We start from the raw sequence: 15,516 nt of genomic DNA on the forward strand, positions 1-15,516 counted from the left end.
GGCAGATTTGGCAGATTTTTTCCTCATTTTTCTGCGTAAATCTGCGTGAAAAAAAAGAGTAATTCCTTAACTTAATGACATTGGGCTTTAGCTCCCAGTATCGATAATATCCTCAAGTACCGCTAGTAGAATGAGCACCAAATTTAAAAAGTCGGAATACTATTCCGGCTTTTTTTATGGGAATGAACAGAGAGTTAAAACAGTTTTAGTTAGCTAATTTGTATATTAAATATTTATTTTTGTATATTAAATAAGCTTTTTTACATATTTAATATACTTTTATGTCTATTTAAATTGCTTTTTTGAATACTAAAGTAATTTATTAGTATATTTAATATACTTTTTTATACATTAAATTAGCTTTATTACATATTTAATAGCTAATTTTGTCTATTAAATATACATTATGCTTCTTTAGAATAGTTAAAACCAATAGACAACTACACCCTTAAATGTCCTTAAATGCCTTATATGGTTAAAAAAAATGGTCTTTGTTTTAGCATATAGTTCGTGAAATAGAATCTATTGTCTCATCCCAAAAAAGTGTAGCTAATTTATAGTAATCCTAAAAAAATGCAATCAAAACCCACCAACAGCCCAGTCGATTTACATGTAGGGACGATGTTAAAAACCTATATTGACCACCATAGAATCTCCAAAGCCTCATTGGCACGCTACCTGGGGATTCAGGATTCTGTGGTATTGCGGTATCAAAAAAGTGCTACCCTACAAGCTGCCCTACTCCTACGGTTGAGTCATGCTTTGAAGCATAATTTTTTTCAGGATATTGCCTCCACACTACCCAGCACCTATACCACAACAGCCCCGCTAGATACTACCAAGGATGTAAAAATTGCCGCTTTGGAACAAGAAATTATCATACTTAAAGCCGAAAAAGCAGTGCTTTTGTTGCGGTAACAACAGCTGTTAACAATCATAAATGAGGGGCGGGGTTCACAAGGCATGCTTTTTTAAAAAAGGTAGCCACAGTGGTAACGGATAATGCTGGTTTTGTACCGATTTTAATTCATTTTTTGATATTTTTTAAAAAAAAACGTGCTATGCTGTTGCATCCGCATCATTGGTGGGTTAATTTTGTACCGTGCTACTTATATGGTGTCAAAAGCAAATGCCCTAAAGATTTCATAGTTTGGACGAACGTCTCAAAATTAAACGGTAGTAAAAAGTAGTTTCTTAATGATTTTTGTCTCTAGACCCACATATTTCAAGAATAATATTGGGTCGATTGTTCGTATGGCAATTTCCATTTCAAAATGAATCATTTTTAGTATCGCTCTATTTTCGGCTGTGGTTTGGTTCAATTCTAGTGCATGCGTTACAATTTGGTAGGTGGAGCGATTAAATTTTCGGGTTTTTTTATTCAATCGTTTAAAACGTTGCGCACTTAATGAATTTCTTAACTCCCTTTTTTTCATCAGAACTTCGTCTATAAAATCAAAGGTGTAATGGCGAGCAGCTCTTATCCAAAAATCAAAATCTTCGTAATATAAGTTTTCATTATAGCCATTTAAAGATTCATAAACGATTCTTTTTGCCATTGCCGATACGGAACAAACATTGTTTTGAAGGCTTAATAATCCGATATAAATATCTCCGGTAGGTTGCGGTTGTATCCTTTTTTTATTTTTATCAACTTTAAAAAAATATTTAAAATGGCTGGAATCTTCAAAAATCAATTCGACATTTCCGTAAACGATACCTAGATTTTTAAAAGAACTGGTTTGAAAAGCATGTAGTTGCAACTCGACAGCATTGGTATTCAATATATCATCAGCTGCCAAATCAATAATAAAATCACCTTTGCTCAAAGCAAAAGCATTATTAAAAGATTTAGTGTTACCCATATTTTTAGTGTTTTGAATACATGTAACAGTAGGGTAAGTAAGCAACCATTCTTTTATGACTTGGGAAGAATTATCAGTGCTATAGTCATCAACGATTAGCAACTCAATATTCGAATAGGTTTGATTCAGAACCGAATCTAACGCTTTTGTCACAAATTTTTCATGGTTATAGCAAAGACAAATTATGGAAACTAATGGATAGTGATTCATTTATACAGATAAGTGTTTATATTTGAAGCTAAAATAGCAAATTATTAACATGAGTGAGAGCAAAAATACATTTAAAATTGCATTAGTAGGCGATTGTTTAGCTGGTGGTGGTGCTGAAAAATTACATGCAACCCTATCGATTTTTTTTGATAACATAGGTCTTTATGTTCATAATATTATATTTTTAGACGAAATATCCTATTCTTATTCAGGTAAATTGTTGAATTTAGGACTATTGAAATCCAATACAATTTATGATAAGTTAAAACGAATTTATGTATTGAGAACCTTTTTCAAGCAACATGAATTTGATTGTATTATAGATTTTAGATACCGTGTTAATTTCATAAACGAATTTTTGATTTCTCGCTATGCTTATAACTCACGAGCTATTTACACCGTTCATAGCGGTATAACTTCTTTTTATATTCCAAAAAACAAGCATTTAGCAAGGTTAATTTATTCTGGACATGAGTTTGTTGCGGTTAGTATAGGAATTGAAAAAGTAATAAAAGAACAGTACAACATCCCTGTTACTACTATTCACAATCCGATTGAAATTGCTAAAATAAAAGTGTTAAGCACTGCGTTGGTACCTGACGAGAGTAACTATATTTTGGCAGTAGGTAGAATGAACGATAAAGTCAAACAATTTGACAAACTCATTGAAGCCTATCATCAATCTAGTTTGTCTCAAAAAAATATAAAATTAATAATAATAGGTTCAGGACAATATTTAGAGGAATTAAAATATTTAGTTAACCAAAAGCAATTGACCAATGATGTAATTTTCAAAGGCTATCAACAAAATCCTCATGCGTATCAAAAAAAAGGGCTTTTCACGGTCGTTTCGAGTAGTAATGAAGGATTTCCAAATGTAATTATCGAAAGTATGCTAGTAGGAACTCCTGTCGTTTCTTTTGATTGTTTTTCGGGCCCCAACGAGATAATTATTGATGGCTTCAACGGTTTATTGGTCGAAAATCAAAATATAGTAAAGTTAACACAAGCAATGAATAAGATGGTAAATGATATAGAATTATATGAGTATTGCAAAAGCAACGCAGCAAAAAGTGTTGACCGTTTTTCATCTTATACCATCGGTAGTCAGTGGATGGATTTTTTAAAAATAAAAAAACATGAATAGTACAATTATAGAAATACCAAAAATAGAGAACAGCCTTGGGAATATTGCCGTCATAGAAAATGATGTTATTCCGTTTGAAATAAAAAGAGTTTATTATTTATTTGACATTCCAAGTTATGCAAAACGTGGCGGTCATTCGCATCGCAATTTGCAACAAGTTTTAATCGCTATTTCGGGTAGTTTTGATGTGGTTTTAAAAGATGGAATTACAGTAAAAACAATTACTTTAAACAAACCTGACAAAGGCTTGATGATTGATAGTAACACTTGGCGCGAATTGCAAAACTTTTCATCAGGTGCCGTTTGCCTTGTTTTGGCATCGGATGTGTTTGACGAAGCCGATTATATTCGGGATTACGATGCTTTTTTAGAATCATTGCAATGAGAATTGTTTACCTTGTTCCCAGTATTGCCAATGAAGGAGGTGTGGCACGAGTGCTGTCGACAAAAGCCAATTATTTGGTGCAAAAATTAGGGCACGAAGTACATATTGTTACGCAAAACAAAGGCAATGTTCCGCTTTTTTACCACTTTGATGCCGCTATTTTTTTGCATGATATCCTCTTGACTGGAACCCCTTTTGCATTTTTATGGAGTTACCAAAAAGCACTATCTGTTATCTTCAAAAAAATACAACCCGATTGTATAATCGTTGCCGATAATGGCTTAAAAGGCTATCTCGTACCGTGGTTGTTTCCCACAAAAACACCCATTCTCTTTGAATCGCATGGTTCCAAATTTATTCAAGAACAAGCCTCCAAAAACACTTTTTTTGGTAAATTGACCTATCGTTTTTTGATACTATTAAAAATATTTTGTGCCAAAAAATTCGATACTTTTATCGTTTTATCCGAGGCTAGTTTACAGGAATGGAAACTCTACAATGCCTTGGTGATTCCTAATCCATTAGCCACTATACCTGTAAAAAAAGCCAATTTACAATCGAAAAAAGTTATTGCTGTTGCCCGAAATACCTACGAAAAAGGCTTGGATCGCTTGCTCCCGATTTGGCAAAAAACAAGTCTTGCAAACCCCGATTGGACACTCGAAATTTACGGCAATCAAGTAACCAATGGGACATTACTGCAATTAGCCAAAGCGTTACAAATTGAAAATTCAGTCCGTTTTTATGAGCCCGTAAAAAACATTGAAGCCAAGTATCAAGAGGCGGCCGTTGTTCTCATGACATCCCGCTCCGAAGGGCTTCCAATGATTTTGCTAGAAGCTATGGCAGTAGGTTTGCCTGCCATAGCTTACGATTGTCCTTGTGGGCCAAGAGCTATTATTACCGAGGGTGAAAACGGCTTTTTGATACCTGATGGCAATGAAAATGTATTTATAGCAAAACTCACCCTACTCTTACAAAACGTGGCGTTGCGAGTGCAAATGGGCAACAATGCCTCAAAAATTACAGCAAAATACGATTTGGAAACCGTCATGCTACAGTGGCAAAACCTTTTTGAAACGGTGGCAAAAAAATAAATTAATTTTTGATTTTACAAAAATAACCCAACTTGTAGCAATCAAAAAGGAATAATTTTGGTGCATCAGACAAGAGATTTTGCTTTATTTTTGATTCAAAAGTGTCAAAAGCAAAAGCTACCCATTTATGTAGTTTTACTTTTGTTAGGAAGGTATAAGTCGCAACGATTTTGCTTTCTTCCGCAAGTGTGGTGTTCCAAGTGGTAATAAAAGCCAAATTATCTAAAGCCGTTTTGGTTTTCTCCAAAAAAACCACCGATGTTTCAAGATTTTCATGAAAAGTAGGATTATCAAGGTGGCTTACACGGTACTTATGGGCAGCCAAAACGCTCAAAAAACACAAATCTTCATAGCCGTATTTTAATATTTGAGAGTCAAAAGGATGTTGCAGGAACACCGTTTTTTGTATCAATAAATTAGAGGTTAGGGCGCGACTGTTTGGTTTTTGATTTCTATAATCGGCGGGGAGTGCTTCTCGTTGCGTGCCATAAATCCAGCGTAATAATTGGTCTGATGCTGGTTTTTCAGAGTGATACGCAATTCCTCCAAAAGCAATTTTTCCTGCATTATGGTCTATAAACAAAAGATATTTTTTTATAAAACTATCCGTTTTGGGGAACGTATCACAATCCAAAAGTAAGAGCCAATCAAAACGTGCCTTTTCGGCAAGTGCATTACAGTTTTTTCCCCGTCCTAAATTGACGGCATTCTTCTCAAAGCTACAATTTTCCAACGTATTAATCGCGTTGTTTTCGTTCAAAAATGCAGTGGAGTTATCGTCTTGCACCCGAATTTCGAATTCAATTTTACTGCCTATACATTGCTGTTGCAGTTCATACACCAGCGGAAACGCATTGTAATTGTAAGTAGGAATGAGTATCGAAAGCATTACACAGTGCGTTGCACTACCTCAAATATCTTGGCATCCTCACACTTCAATGTTTTTGATGGAAATTTCATCAACAAGGCATAATCGTGTGTGGCCATGATAACGGTTTTGCCATTAGCATTGATTTTACGTAACACTTCGAGAACTTCGGCACTGGTTTGTGGGTCTAAATTTCCAGTGGGTTCATCGGCAAGTATAAATTCTGGGTCGTTGAGTAAAGCTCTAGCAATAGCTACTCGTTGTTGCTCGCCACCAGAGAGTTGGTGTGGCATTTTATTTCCAAATTCCGTCATGCCTACTTTAGTCAGCACTTCGGTGATTTTGTCTTGCATTTCTTGCTCGTCCTTCCAGCCCGTCGCCTTAAGCACAAATAGCATATTGTCCTTTACCGTACGATCAGGAAGTAGTTTAAAATCCTGAAAAACAATTCCAATTTTTCGCCTCAAAAACGGAATATCATCCTCTTTCAAGGATGCTAAATCAAAATCTACCATGTGCCCTTCGCCCTCGGTCAAAGGCAAATCGCCATACAAGGTTTTCATGAAACTACTTTTTCCAGAACCTGTTTTTCCAATAATATAGATAAATTCACCGTGATTTACCTCCAGATTTATATGGGACAAAATGGTTTTTCCTTCCTGATAAATGGTCACATTCTTTAAAGACAGTACGGTTTGAGACATAATAGAATTGTTTATGGGGTAAAAGTAATAAGATAACGGATGTATTCAAAATAAATTCTGTTCAAATAAAAAAGAAACACTTATAAATGAAAAAGACAAGAGACAAGAGACAAGAGACAAGAGGCAAATTTTAAATAGTGAAAGACTCCTACCTCATAATTGTTAAAAAAAATGTTTATAATAAAACCCTTTTGCAGTTCGTTATAGACATTAGAACAATACATTTGGTTTAAAAAAAAATACTTGCAATGCGTACACTTTCTAGGCTCTTTTTTTTACTGTTTCTTGCAAATAGCATTTTGGTTTCGGCACAAAAATCAGCTATTTATACTCATGAACTTCAGGATTTTAATAAAGCGGTAGCACTTTATAAAGCCAAACAATTTGCCTCGGCACAGCTTATTTTCGAAAACGTAAAAGCGCAAACCACCAGCGAGGAAGTTCAATCTGATTGTGCCTATTATGTGGCAAATTGCGCCATTCGTACCAACCAATCCAATGCCGATGTGCTCATGGAACGCTTCGTGAAGGACTACCCTACCAGCACCAAGCGCAACCAAGCGTACATAGAAGTGGCGCAATACTATTTTGAACAAAGCAATTATCCGCAAGCGCTGGAATGGTTTGACAAAGTCGATGAGAATCATTTGAATGCCAGCGAACAAGAAAAATACAATTTCCAAAAAGGCTACAGCTTTTTTTCGTCCAAAAAGAAAAAAGAAGCCACAACGTATCTTAACAAAGTAGTAAATTCTAAAGAATACGGTTCGCAAGCCAAGTATTACCTAGGATTTATAGCCTACGAAGGCGACGATTACAAGGAAGCAACCAAGTATTTTGATGCTGTTTCTGGCGAAGAAAAATACAAAGAAAAACTGTCCTACTACCAAGCCGATATGAATTTCAAACTCGGTAGTTTCCAAAAAGCAATTGATTTAGGCAACAAAGCCATGGCAAAATCAAATGCTTTAGAAAAATCAGAATTGAATAAAATCATTGGCGAAAGCTATTTCAACCTCAAAAAATACGATCTCGCCATTCCGTTTTTGGTTGCGTACAATGGCAAAAAAGGAAAATGGAATAATACGGATTTCTACCAATTGGGTTACGCCTATTACGAGCAAAAGGACTACGAAAATGCCATAGCGCAATTCAACAAAATCATTGATGGCAACGATTTTGTCTCGCAAAATGCCTACTACCATTTGGGCGAAAGCTATCTGGATTCGGGCAAAAAACCGCAAGCCTTGAATGCATTCAAAAATGCCTCCGAAATGAATTTTAACACCCAACTTCAAGAAGATGCCGCTTTGAATTATGCCAAATTAAGTTACGAAATTGGGAATTCCTACCAAACTGTTCCAGTTGTTTTAAAAGCCTTTTTGGACAAATACCCCAGCAATACCAACAATCCCGAAATAGAAAAATTGCTAATCGATTCCTATATTTCATCCAAAAATTACAAAGAAGCTTTGGTTTTGTTAGAACGAAATAAATCGGCAGCCAATAAATTAGTGTATCAAAAAGTACTTTTTTATAATGGATTAGAAGTGTTTAACAATGCTAATTTTCAAGAAGCAAGCCGCCTTTTTGAAAAAACAATTGCCGAAAATAAAGACGCCACTATAACCGCTAGAGCCCTTTTTTGGAAAGCAGAAACCGAGTTTACTTTGGACGATTATAAAGCTGCATTAGCCGATTTTAAAGCGTTTCTACTTTTGCCAGGAGCCAAAACTACCACCGAATTCAAAAACTGCAACTACAACATTGCTTACAGTTATTTTAAATTAAAAGAATACGAACAAGCAGGGAATTATTTTCAAAATCAAATTGATGCCGTTCCGGAAGACAAGGTGCGTTGGAACGATTCGTATTTGCGTTTAGCAGATTGTAGGTTTGTAACTTCTAAATATTGGCCTGCCATGGAAGCCTACGCCAAAGTGGTCGAATTAAAAAGCATCGATGCTGATTACGCCGCTTTTCAAAGAGCCATTTGCTTTGGTTTTGTTGCCAAAAACGACAAAAAAATAGCGGCATTACAAGATTTTTTGACCCAATATGGCAAGTCCGAATACCGTGACGATGCTTTATTTGAGTTGGGAAATACCTATGTGACCGAGAACAAACCAGAATTAGCGCTTACCACTTACGACCGTTTAATTGCCGAATTTAATTCTGGTTCTTTTACTTCCAAAGCGATTTTGCGCCAAGGATTAATTTATTACAATTCCGATAAAGATGCGCTGGCATTGGCAAAATTCAAAAAACTAGCCGCCGATTTTCCCAAAACTCCCGAAGCTCTCGAAGCGGTTTCGACCGCCCGTTTGATTTATGTAGACAGCGGCAAAGTTGATGAATATGCCACTTGGGTACGCACGCTGGATTTTGTCACGGTGAGCAATGTAGAACTGGATAACGATACTTACGAAGCCGCCGAAAAACAGTTGCAACAAAACAATACCAAGCAAGCCATCGCCGGATTTAGTAGCTATATCAACTCATTTCCAGGCGGAATTCATACGCTAAATGCTAATTTTTATTTGGCACAATCCTATTTTTCTGAAGGTTCAGAGACCAAAGCAACGACTAATTACGAGTATGTTATTGCGCAACCCCGAAGCGAATTTACCGAGCAATCCTTGGCACGTTTGGCACAAATATACCTCAAGAACAACGCATCGGATAAAGCTATTCCTGTTTTAATTCGGTTAGAATCCGAGGCAGATTTTCCTCAAAATAAAACTTTTGCGCAAGCGAATTTGATGAAAAGCTATTACGACAAAACCAACTACCAAGACGCCGTTATTTATGCCGAAAAGGTTCTGTTGAACCCCAAAACGGATGAAAATGTAAAAAATGATGCTCAAATTATAAGTGCACGTGCCGACATGCAAACTGGTAATGAAACCAAGGCCAGAGCGGCTTATGCCAAATTAAGCAGCACTGCCAAAGGCGAACTCGCAGCCGAGGCATTGTATTATGACGCTTATTTTAAAAACAAGGACGCCAAATTTGAATTGTCGAATGTGGCGATTCAAAAACTAGCCAAAAATTATTCGAGTTACCGTTATTTTGGAGCCAAAGGATTGGTATTAATGGCACAGAATTTTTATGGTTTGAAAGACAGTTACCAAGCCACTTATATTTTGGACAATGTAATTCAGAATTTTACGGATTACCCAGAAATTGTAACCGAGGCAAAAACCAATTTGAGCACCATCAAAACGGAAGAAGCCAAAACCAACTCGTCGATAATCCCCAAAGGAGGAAATTAAGAGCAATCCGAACCCTTTTTTAAATGACTTTAGAAAAAATGAAAATACCTTTTTATATAGTAGACGTATTTGCCGAAAAGAAATATGCTGGAAATCAACTGGCGGTTTTTATGGACGCAAAGGATTTAAGCAGCGAGGAGATGCAACGAATTGCCTGCGAAATCAACTTTGCCGAAAGCACTTTTGTAACACACATTCAGCCCGAAAATAACACCGCAACCATTAGGATTTTTACACCTGTAAGTGAAATGCAGTTTGCAGGACATCCAATCATTGGGACTTCGTGGGTTTTACTGAATAAAATATTCAACAACCAACCACAAAGCATGACTTTATCGGTTCCAATTGGCGAAATTCTGGTACAACAAACAACCGATTTGGTTTGGTTGCAAGCCGCTCAACCCGCATTTATGGATGTTTTTTCGCATGAAGGTTTGATGTCTTTCACTAATTTGGTCACCGCTGATTTTGATGCTACTTTCCCCATTCAAGAAGTAAGCACGGGAAGCGCCTTTGTGATTGTTCCATTACAAAATAAAAAAGCATTAGAAAACATCCATTTTGATTTAGATAAAATGAAGGAATGGCTACAAAAAAATTGCAAAACGAACCACAGAGCTTTGTATTTTTATTGTTTGGAAGAAGAAAAAATAAGTACTAGAATGTTCTGTATCGAAAAAAACGCACTCATAGAAGACGCTGCCACAGGAAGTGCTAGTACTTGTCTCCAAGCTTTTCTTTTGAAATATTATGCCCCAGAAATACAACTAGTGAACCACCAAGGCGATTGCATCAACAGACCTTCTCAAATTTATTTTGACGGCAAACGTTCCGATACTTATTTTGATATAAAAATTGGAGGCAAAACGCAATTCCTTGCAAAAGGAGAATGGGAAGTGTAGAAACAAAGAGGTTAGAAGTTGAGAGTTAAAGGTTAGAAAATAGATAGAAAAACAAAAAAGATGATACTTAAAAACACAGCAGCATTCGTAAATAAACGGTCGACGTTCTCGGCTTCTTCCCTTTTAAGGACGCCTAGATTTATTGGGCAGTTGGGGCTTTTTACGCTACTATTTTCCCAATTTTCTTTTGCACAAAAAAAGCAAGAAAATATAGGAACCGAAGTTGTGAATGTGGTCAAACCCTATACGCCAACCATCTCGGATGCGTTTAAGGTCAAAGAATCTCCAGTTTTGAATGACGATGGAAATAGCGCCAAAGAAACCGTAAAATATGCAATTTTACCTTTTCCAGTAGCCTCGACATTTACACCCTCCAAGGGGAAAGCAGATGGCGTTGAAAAAGCAAAACAAGCCCATTTATTTAAAAACTATGCCACTTTTGGCGGTGGGAATTACGGCACTTTAAACGCAGAACTTTATGTAAATCATGACCTCGACGCTTATGATTATGTGGCGGGAATGTTCAGACATCATTCATCGCAAGGCGGTATAAAAGAGGCCAAATTAGACGATAAATTTTATGATACCGCTCTAGACATCGTTTACGGTTCGAATACCAATGCACTTTCTTGGAATGTTGATTTGGGGTATCAAAATCAGATTTATAATTGGTACGGATTGCCTCAAGAACTAAACGCCAATGCAACGGTACTGGCAGCGACCACAAATGCCCAACAAAGTTACAACACGATTTCTTTGGGAGGGAAAATAGCCATTAGCGAAGGTATTTTGAAAGAAGCGAGTGTAAAACTGAATCATTTTTCGGATGCTTTTGGGTCTTCGGAAAATCGTTTTTTGGTAAAACCAACGTTACAATTGGACGTGATGGATCAAGCAATAACTACCAATGTGATTGTTGATTATTTGGGTGGCAGTTTCAAAAAAGGATATGCAACACCAAACGCTAGTAAATATGGATTCACTAATTTTGGAATCGAGCCTAGTTTTGTCCTGCAAGAAGCGGATTGGACGGTACATTTAGGAATAGGTGTTTTTTACAGTTTGGATACTCAAAACAGCAACAATCAATTTTTGATTTACCCACAAATTACAGCTTCTTATCATATAGTAGACGATTTAATGCTATTTTATGCGGGTGCAAAAGGAGATTTACATCAAAATTCCTATATGGATTTTGTTACCGAAAATCCGTTTTTATCCCCTACCCTTTCGATACTCCCAACCGACAAAAAATATGATTTTTATGCTGGTTTAAAAGGAAAATTGGCCAATACCATTAGCTACAACATCAAAGGCTCCTATGCCAATGAAGCCAATAAAGCCTTGTTTAAAGCCAACGATTTTACCGTAAATAGTGCGAATGAAGCCTATGCTTTTGGGAATTCGTTCCAAGTGGTTTATGATGCTGTAAAAACAGTTTCTTTTTATGGGGAATTAAAAGCAGATTTTTCGGAGCAGGTGTCTTTTGGCATCAACGGCACCTTTAGTAGCTACACCACTGATGTGGAGGAAGAAGCCTGGAATCTACCAGCGATGAAACTAAACGCCACATTGGATTTTGATATTACCCCAAAATGGTTTGCGGGAGCCAATGTGTTTTTTGTAGGCGAAAGAAAGGATTCACAAACGAATCTGGACCTCATCAATATTGTGGCACCATCCTTTACACCCACCACTTTAAAATCCTATTTTGATTTGAATGCCCATGTCGGTTTCAATTACAGCGAGCGTTTAACTGCTTTTTTGAGGGCTAATAATATTGCAAATCAGACTTATCAAAAAGGGTTGAACTATCCTGTGCAAGGATTTCAAGTAGTTTTGGGTGCCAATTATAAATTTGATTTTTAGAGACAAACCGCAAGGTTCGCAAAGTTTTACGCAAAGACCGCAGGGTTTTGTTATTTTAAATTAGTTCAAAATAAATTTTAGAATTATTTTTAGCTTTGCGAACCTAGAAGTTAAATTCCTCAAATGTAAAACCTTTTTAGAACAACTTTGCGAACCTTGTGTAAAACTTTGCATACTTTGCGGTTAAACTACACTGATGACTTTCAAACAAAAAACACACCAGCATTATTTACAATTAGTCCAAGACCGGATTGATATTTTCAGGGATATGATTGTCGCTTTGACCGAGGATTCCAAGAACGATGCCAAAGGTTCTGCGGGCGACAAACACGAAACCGCGCTATCAATGATGCACATCGAGCAAGAAAAACTCAACCATAAATTGAAAGAAGTATTGGGGCAAAAAGCTGTTTTGGACAAAATTGATCCGACCACAATTGCCAAAACAATTATTGTGGGCAGTTTGGTCAAAGCCAATGGGATTTATTTGTATTTGAGTGCCGCGCTCCCAAAAATTGCTGTTGATGGAGTCAATGTTATTGCGCTTTCTCCCCAATCTCCGTTGGGAAATAAATTGATGGGAAATGAAGTGGGATTTTCGTTCGAGATTAATGGAACGAAGTATATCATAGAAGAAATTTTATAGTTATAATTTTGTGAAATTTTCTCAATTATATGTAATTGTAGATTTTTATATTTATATTTGTTGATAATTTTGAGAAATTTTCTCAATTAGTAAAATAATAATAATTATGCTATTAGAATTCACAGTCGGGAATTTTTTATCATTTAAAGATAAGAAAACCTTTAGTTTAGAAGCGGGAAGTATTTCTGAACATAAAGATAATGTGGTGAAAGAGGGAAAATACAAAGTTCTTCGTTCAGCAGTTATTTATGGAGCCAATTCTAGTGGTAAAAGTAATTTTATTAAGGCTTTAGATTTTATGGTTACTACTGTCAAAAATTCTTCAAAGCTTAATTCAACAGATAAATTAAATGCTAAGCCATTTTTATTAAATACTGAAACTGAAAATCAACCTTCTTTTTTTGAAATGCTTTTTACGGAATCAAATAATAGATATCGTTATGGTTTTGAGTTAGATAATGATAAAATTCATTCCGAATGGCTTTATATTTTAAATGAAAATTCAAAAAAAGAAGAATTATATTTTATTAGAAATATTGATGGAATTGGTGTTGCGGATATTTTTGATGAAGCAAAAGGACTAGAAAATAAAACAAGAGATAATGGGTTTTTTATATCTGTTTCAGATCAATTTAATAATAAAATAGGAATGCTACTGATGAGGAGTTTCAAAGATATTTGGATTCGTTCAGGTATTGATCATAAGGATAGTCTTGCTATGACAGATGTTATTTATACAAGTGAAACAAATGATAAAAATGACTTATTGTCTTTTATTAAAAAATTAGATTTTGGATTTACTAAATTTGAAATAGAGAATGTAGATAATATATCATTCAGAGATAGAATTGTTACAAAACATAAAGTTTATGATATAAATGGAAATGTGGTTAATGAACTTGATTTTAAATTAAGTGATCAAGAGTCTTCTGGGACTAATAAGATTTTTGATTTAGCTGGATTTATAATTTATACCCTTCGATTCGGGCTTATATTAATTATTGATGAATTGGATTCTAAATTACATCCTATTTTAACTCAAGAAATCATCAAAATTTTTAATAATCCAGAAACAAATCCGAATAACGCTCAATTGATTTTTACAACTCACGATACGAACTTATTAGGCGCTAATCTTTTTAGAAGAGACCAAATTTGGTTTACGGAGAAAGATGATTTCGAAGCTACAGACATGTATTCATTATTAGAATTTAAAGATGAAGATGGAAATACAATACGAAAAGATAGAAGTTTTGAGAAAGATTATATAAGAGGACGCTATGGTGCAATTCCATATATTACTAATTTACAGGAAATGTAGAATATGGCAAATATCATAAAAATTGACAATGCTATTTTAAAACGTACTGCAAGAGTAGAAAAGAAGCGTAAAGAGAAAACTAAAGAAATTCGGGTTTATTTTTTAATTGTTTGCGAAGGCGAAAAAACGGAACCCAATTATTTTAAGTCTTTTAAAACTAATGTAAAATCATTCGTATATACCATTGATACTTTGGGAGAAGGTTCAAATACGAAAGATTTGGTAAAAAGAACTGTCAAATATAGAGATAAATCCAGTCAAGAATACGATAGTGTCTGGGCTGTTTTTGATAGAGATAGTTTTAGTCCAAATAATTTTAATGGAGCAATTGAATTGGCTGAGAATAATAGAATAAAAGTAGGTTGGTCAAATGAAGCGTTTGAATTATGGTATTTGCTGCATTTTCAATATAGAAATACTTCGATGTCAAGAACAGACTATAAAAGCGCAATTGAAGATGAAATAAATGCAAAAATTGCGGCTCAATCAAAAAGTAAAAATCCAAAGAAATTTGTTTACAAAAAAAATAGTGTAGAAATGTATTCCATTTTAGAAAAGTATGGAAATCAAAAACAAGCCATAACTTATGCTGAAAAGTTGATTTTAAATCATAATTGTAACAATTTTGCAATTCATAATCCTTGTACTAGAGTCCATTTACTGATCGAAGAGTTAAATGGTGATTCGATAGAATTAAACAATCAAATCAAACAAAGAAGCGAATAAAAAATTCCTTAAAATCCGCGATGCTTGCATCCGTTTCATCCGTGTTCCATTCTTCTTAACGCGGATTCATTTCATAACAATCTCACATATTATAACAAAATCAAACATAATGTTAAATTAGTGTCTTCTTTGCTTGAAAATCCTCTAAATCATTAAAAAATAGAAATCCCTAAAAAAAACTTTTGTAAATTCGCCACCTTAAAAGTTTGACTTTAAAACGAAACGAAATTATGAACAAAACAATGACAGTCGACATATTGTCGAGCATTAAAGGAGCACAGCCTTCCGAGAGCGTGAACAAATTATTTGATGTAATTAAAAATGCAGTTCCAACAAATAATAATGCTGCAACTAATGTCAATCGAAATTGTGTGTCTGTGAGTGATTTAAGGGAGGATGTGGTGATAGCGAGTTCGGCTATGGAGAAACGGTTCATTATAGAAAACTTCCCGAACAAAAAAAATGGTTTTTTAGTGGTTGCTAAAGTGATAGAAGGATAAA

The 15,516-nt window shown here is 35.2% G+C and carries 14 protein-coding genes; 11 read left to right on the plus strand and 3 right to left on the minus strand.

Annotated elements, in window-relative coordinates:
• Positions 1-573: 573 nt before the first annotated feature.
• Positions 574-918: a hypothetical protein gene (locus FNW21_RS02515; RefSeq protein WP_144255171.1), complete on the plus strand. Its 345-nt coding sequence runs from the start codon at positions 574-576 to the stop codon at positions 916-918.
• Positions 919-1,169: 251 nt separating this feature from the next.
• On the opposite strand, the gene FNW21_RS02520 is transcribed toward FNW21_RS02515, so the two are convergent.
• Positions 1,170-2,075, minus strand: a complete 906-nt coding sequence (locus FNW21_RS02520; RefSeq protein ID WP_144255172.1) for a glycosyltransferase family 2 protein — start codon at positions 2,073-2,075, stop codon at positions 1,170-1,172.
• Positions 2,076-2,124: 49 nt separating this feature from the next.
• Between FNW21_RS02520 and FNW21_RS02525 the strand changes: the two genes are divergently transcribed.
• From FNW21_RS02525 to FNW21_RS02535, 3 genes are read left to right on the plus strand one after another with little or no spacing between them, the layout of a single operon-like run.
• Positions 2,125-3,222 carry a glycosyltransferase gene (locus tag FNW21_RS02525; protein WP_144255173.1) on the plus strand — a complete coding sequence of 366 codons (1,098 nt, stop codon included), beginning with the start codon at positions 2,125-2,127 and terminating at the stop codon, positions 3,220-3,222.
• On the plus strand, positions 3,215-3,607 hold the full coding sequence (locus FNW21_RS02530; protein WP_144255174.1) for a sugar 3,4-ketoisomerase: 393 nt from the start codon (positions 3,215-3,217) through the stop codon (positions 3,605-3,607). Before FNW21_RS02525 ends, FNW21_RS02530 begins: the two co-directional genes overlap by 8 nt.
• A complete protein-coding gene (locus tag FNW21_RS02535) occupies positions 3,604-4,704 on the plus strand; it encodes a glycosyltransferase family 4 protein (protein ID WP_144255175.1) in 1,101 nt (366 codons plus the stop codon). The genes FNW21_RS02530 and FNW21_RS02535 overlap by 4 nt, the downstream gene beginning before the upstream one ends.
• A 1-nt stretch (position 4,705) precedes the next feature.
• Here the strand turns inward: FNW21_RS02535 and FNW21_RS02540 are convergent, their stop codons facing one another.
• Together FNW21_RS02540 and FNW21_RS02545 are read right to left on the minus strand one after the other, a co-directional pair.
• Positions 4,706-5,593: a glycosyltransferase family 2 protein gene (locus FNW21_RS02540; protein ID WP_144255176.1), complete on the minus strand. Its 888-nt coding sequence runs from the start codon at positions 5,591-5,593 to the stop codon at positions 4,706-4,708.
• Complete coding sequence (locus tag FNW21_RS02545; RefSeq protein WP_144255177.1) at positions 5,593-6,276, minus strand: cell division ATP-binding protein FtsE; 684 nt, start codon at positions 6,274-6,276, stop codon at positions 5,593-5,595. Before FNW21_RS02545 ends, FNW21_RS02540 begins: the two co-directional genes overlap by 1 nt.
• 248 nt (positions 6,277-6,524) lie before the next feature.
• On the opposite strand from FNW21_RS02545, the gene FNW21_RS02550 reads away from it, so the two are divergent.
• The 7 genes from FNW21_RS02550 to FNW21_RS02580 all read left to right on the plus strand — a co-directional run bounded on the left by FNW21_RS02550 (position 6,525) and on the right by FNW21_RS02580 (position 15,515).
• Positions 6,525-9,551 carry a tetratricopeptide repeat protein gene (locus FNW21_RS02550; protein WP_144255178.1) on the plus strand — a complete coding sequence of 1,009 codons (3,027 nt, stop codon included), beginning with the start codon at positions 6,525-6,527 and terminating at the stop codon, positions 9,549-9,551.
• Between the two features lie 23 nt (positions 9,552-9,574).
• Complete coding sequence (locus tag FNW21_RS02555) at positions 9,575-10,453, plus strand: PhzF family phenazine biosynthesis protein (protein WP_317129286.1); 879 nt, start codon at positions 9,575-9,577, stop codon at positions 10,451-10,453.
• Positions 10,454-10,513: 60 nt separating this feature from the next.
• Entirely contained in the window at positions 10,514-12,322 is a 1,809-nt protein-coding gene (locus tag FNW21_RS02560; protein ID WP_235889578.1) for a TonB-dependent receptor, read from the plus strand.
• A gap of 196 nt (positions 12,323-12,518) precedes the next feature.
• Positions 12,519-12,968: a hypothetical protein gene (locus FNW21_RS02565; protein ID WP_144255179.1), complete on the plus strand. Its 450-nt coding sequence runs from the start codon at positions 12,519-12,521 to the stop codon at positions 12,966-12,968.
• Between the two features lie 106 nt (positions 12,969-13,074).
• On the plus strand, positions 13,075-14,289 hold the full coding sequence (locus tag FNW21_RS02570) for an AAA family ATPase (protein ID WP_144255180.1): 1,215 nt from the start codon (positions 13,075-13,077) through the stop codon (positions 14,287-14,289).
• A gap of 3 nt (positions 14,290-14,292) precedes the next feature.
• The gene (locus FNW21_RS02575; RefSeq protein ID WP_144255181.1) at positions 14,293-15,015 is read left to right on the plus strand and encodes an RloB family protein; all 723 of its coding nucleotides are present in this window, start codon (positions 14,293-14,295) and stop codon (positions 15,013-15,015) included.
• A 242-nt stretch (positions 15,016-15,257) separates the two neighbouring features.
• Complete coding sequence (locus tag FNW21_RS02580; RefSeq protein ID WP_144255182.1) at positions 15,258-15,515, plus strand: Asp-tRNA(Asn)/Glu-tRNA(Gln) amidotransferase subunit GatC; 258 nt, start codon at positions 15,258-15,260, stop codon at positions 15,513-15,515.
• Position 15,516: the final 1 nt, after the last annotated feature.

Source organism: Flavobacterium restrictum (genome assembly GCF_007097245.1).
Classification (GTDB): Bacteria; Bacteroidota; Bacteroidia; order Flavobacteriales; family Flavobacteriaceae; genus Flavobacterium; species Flavobacterium restrictum.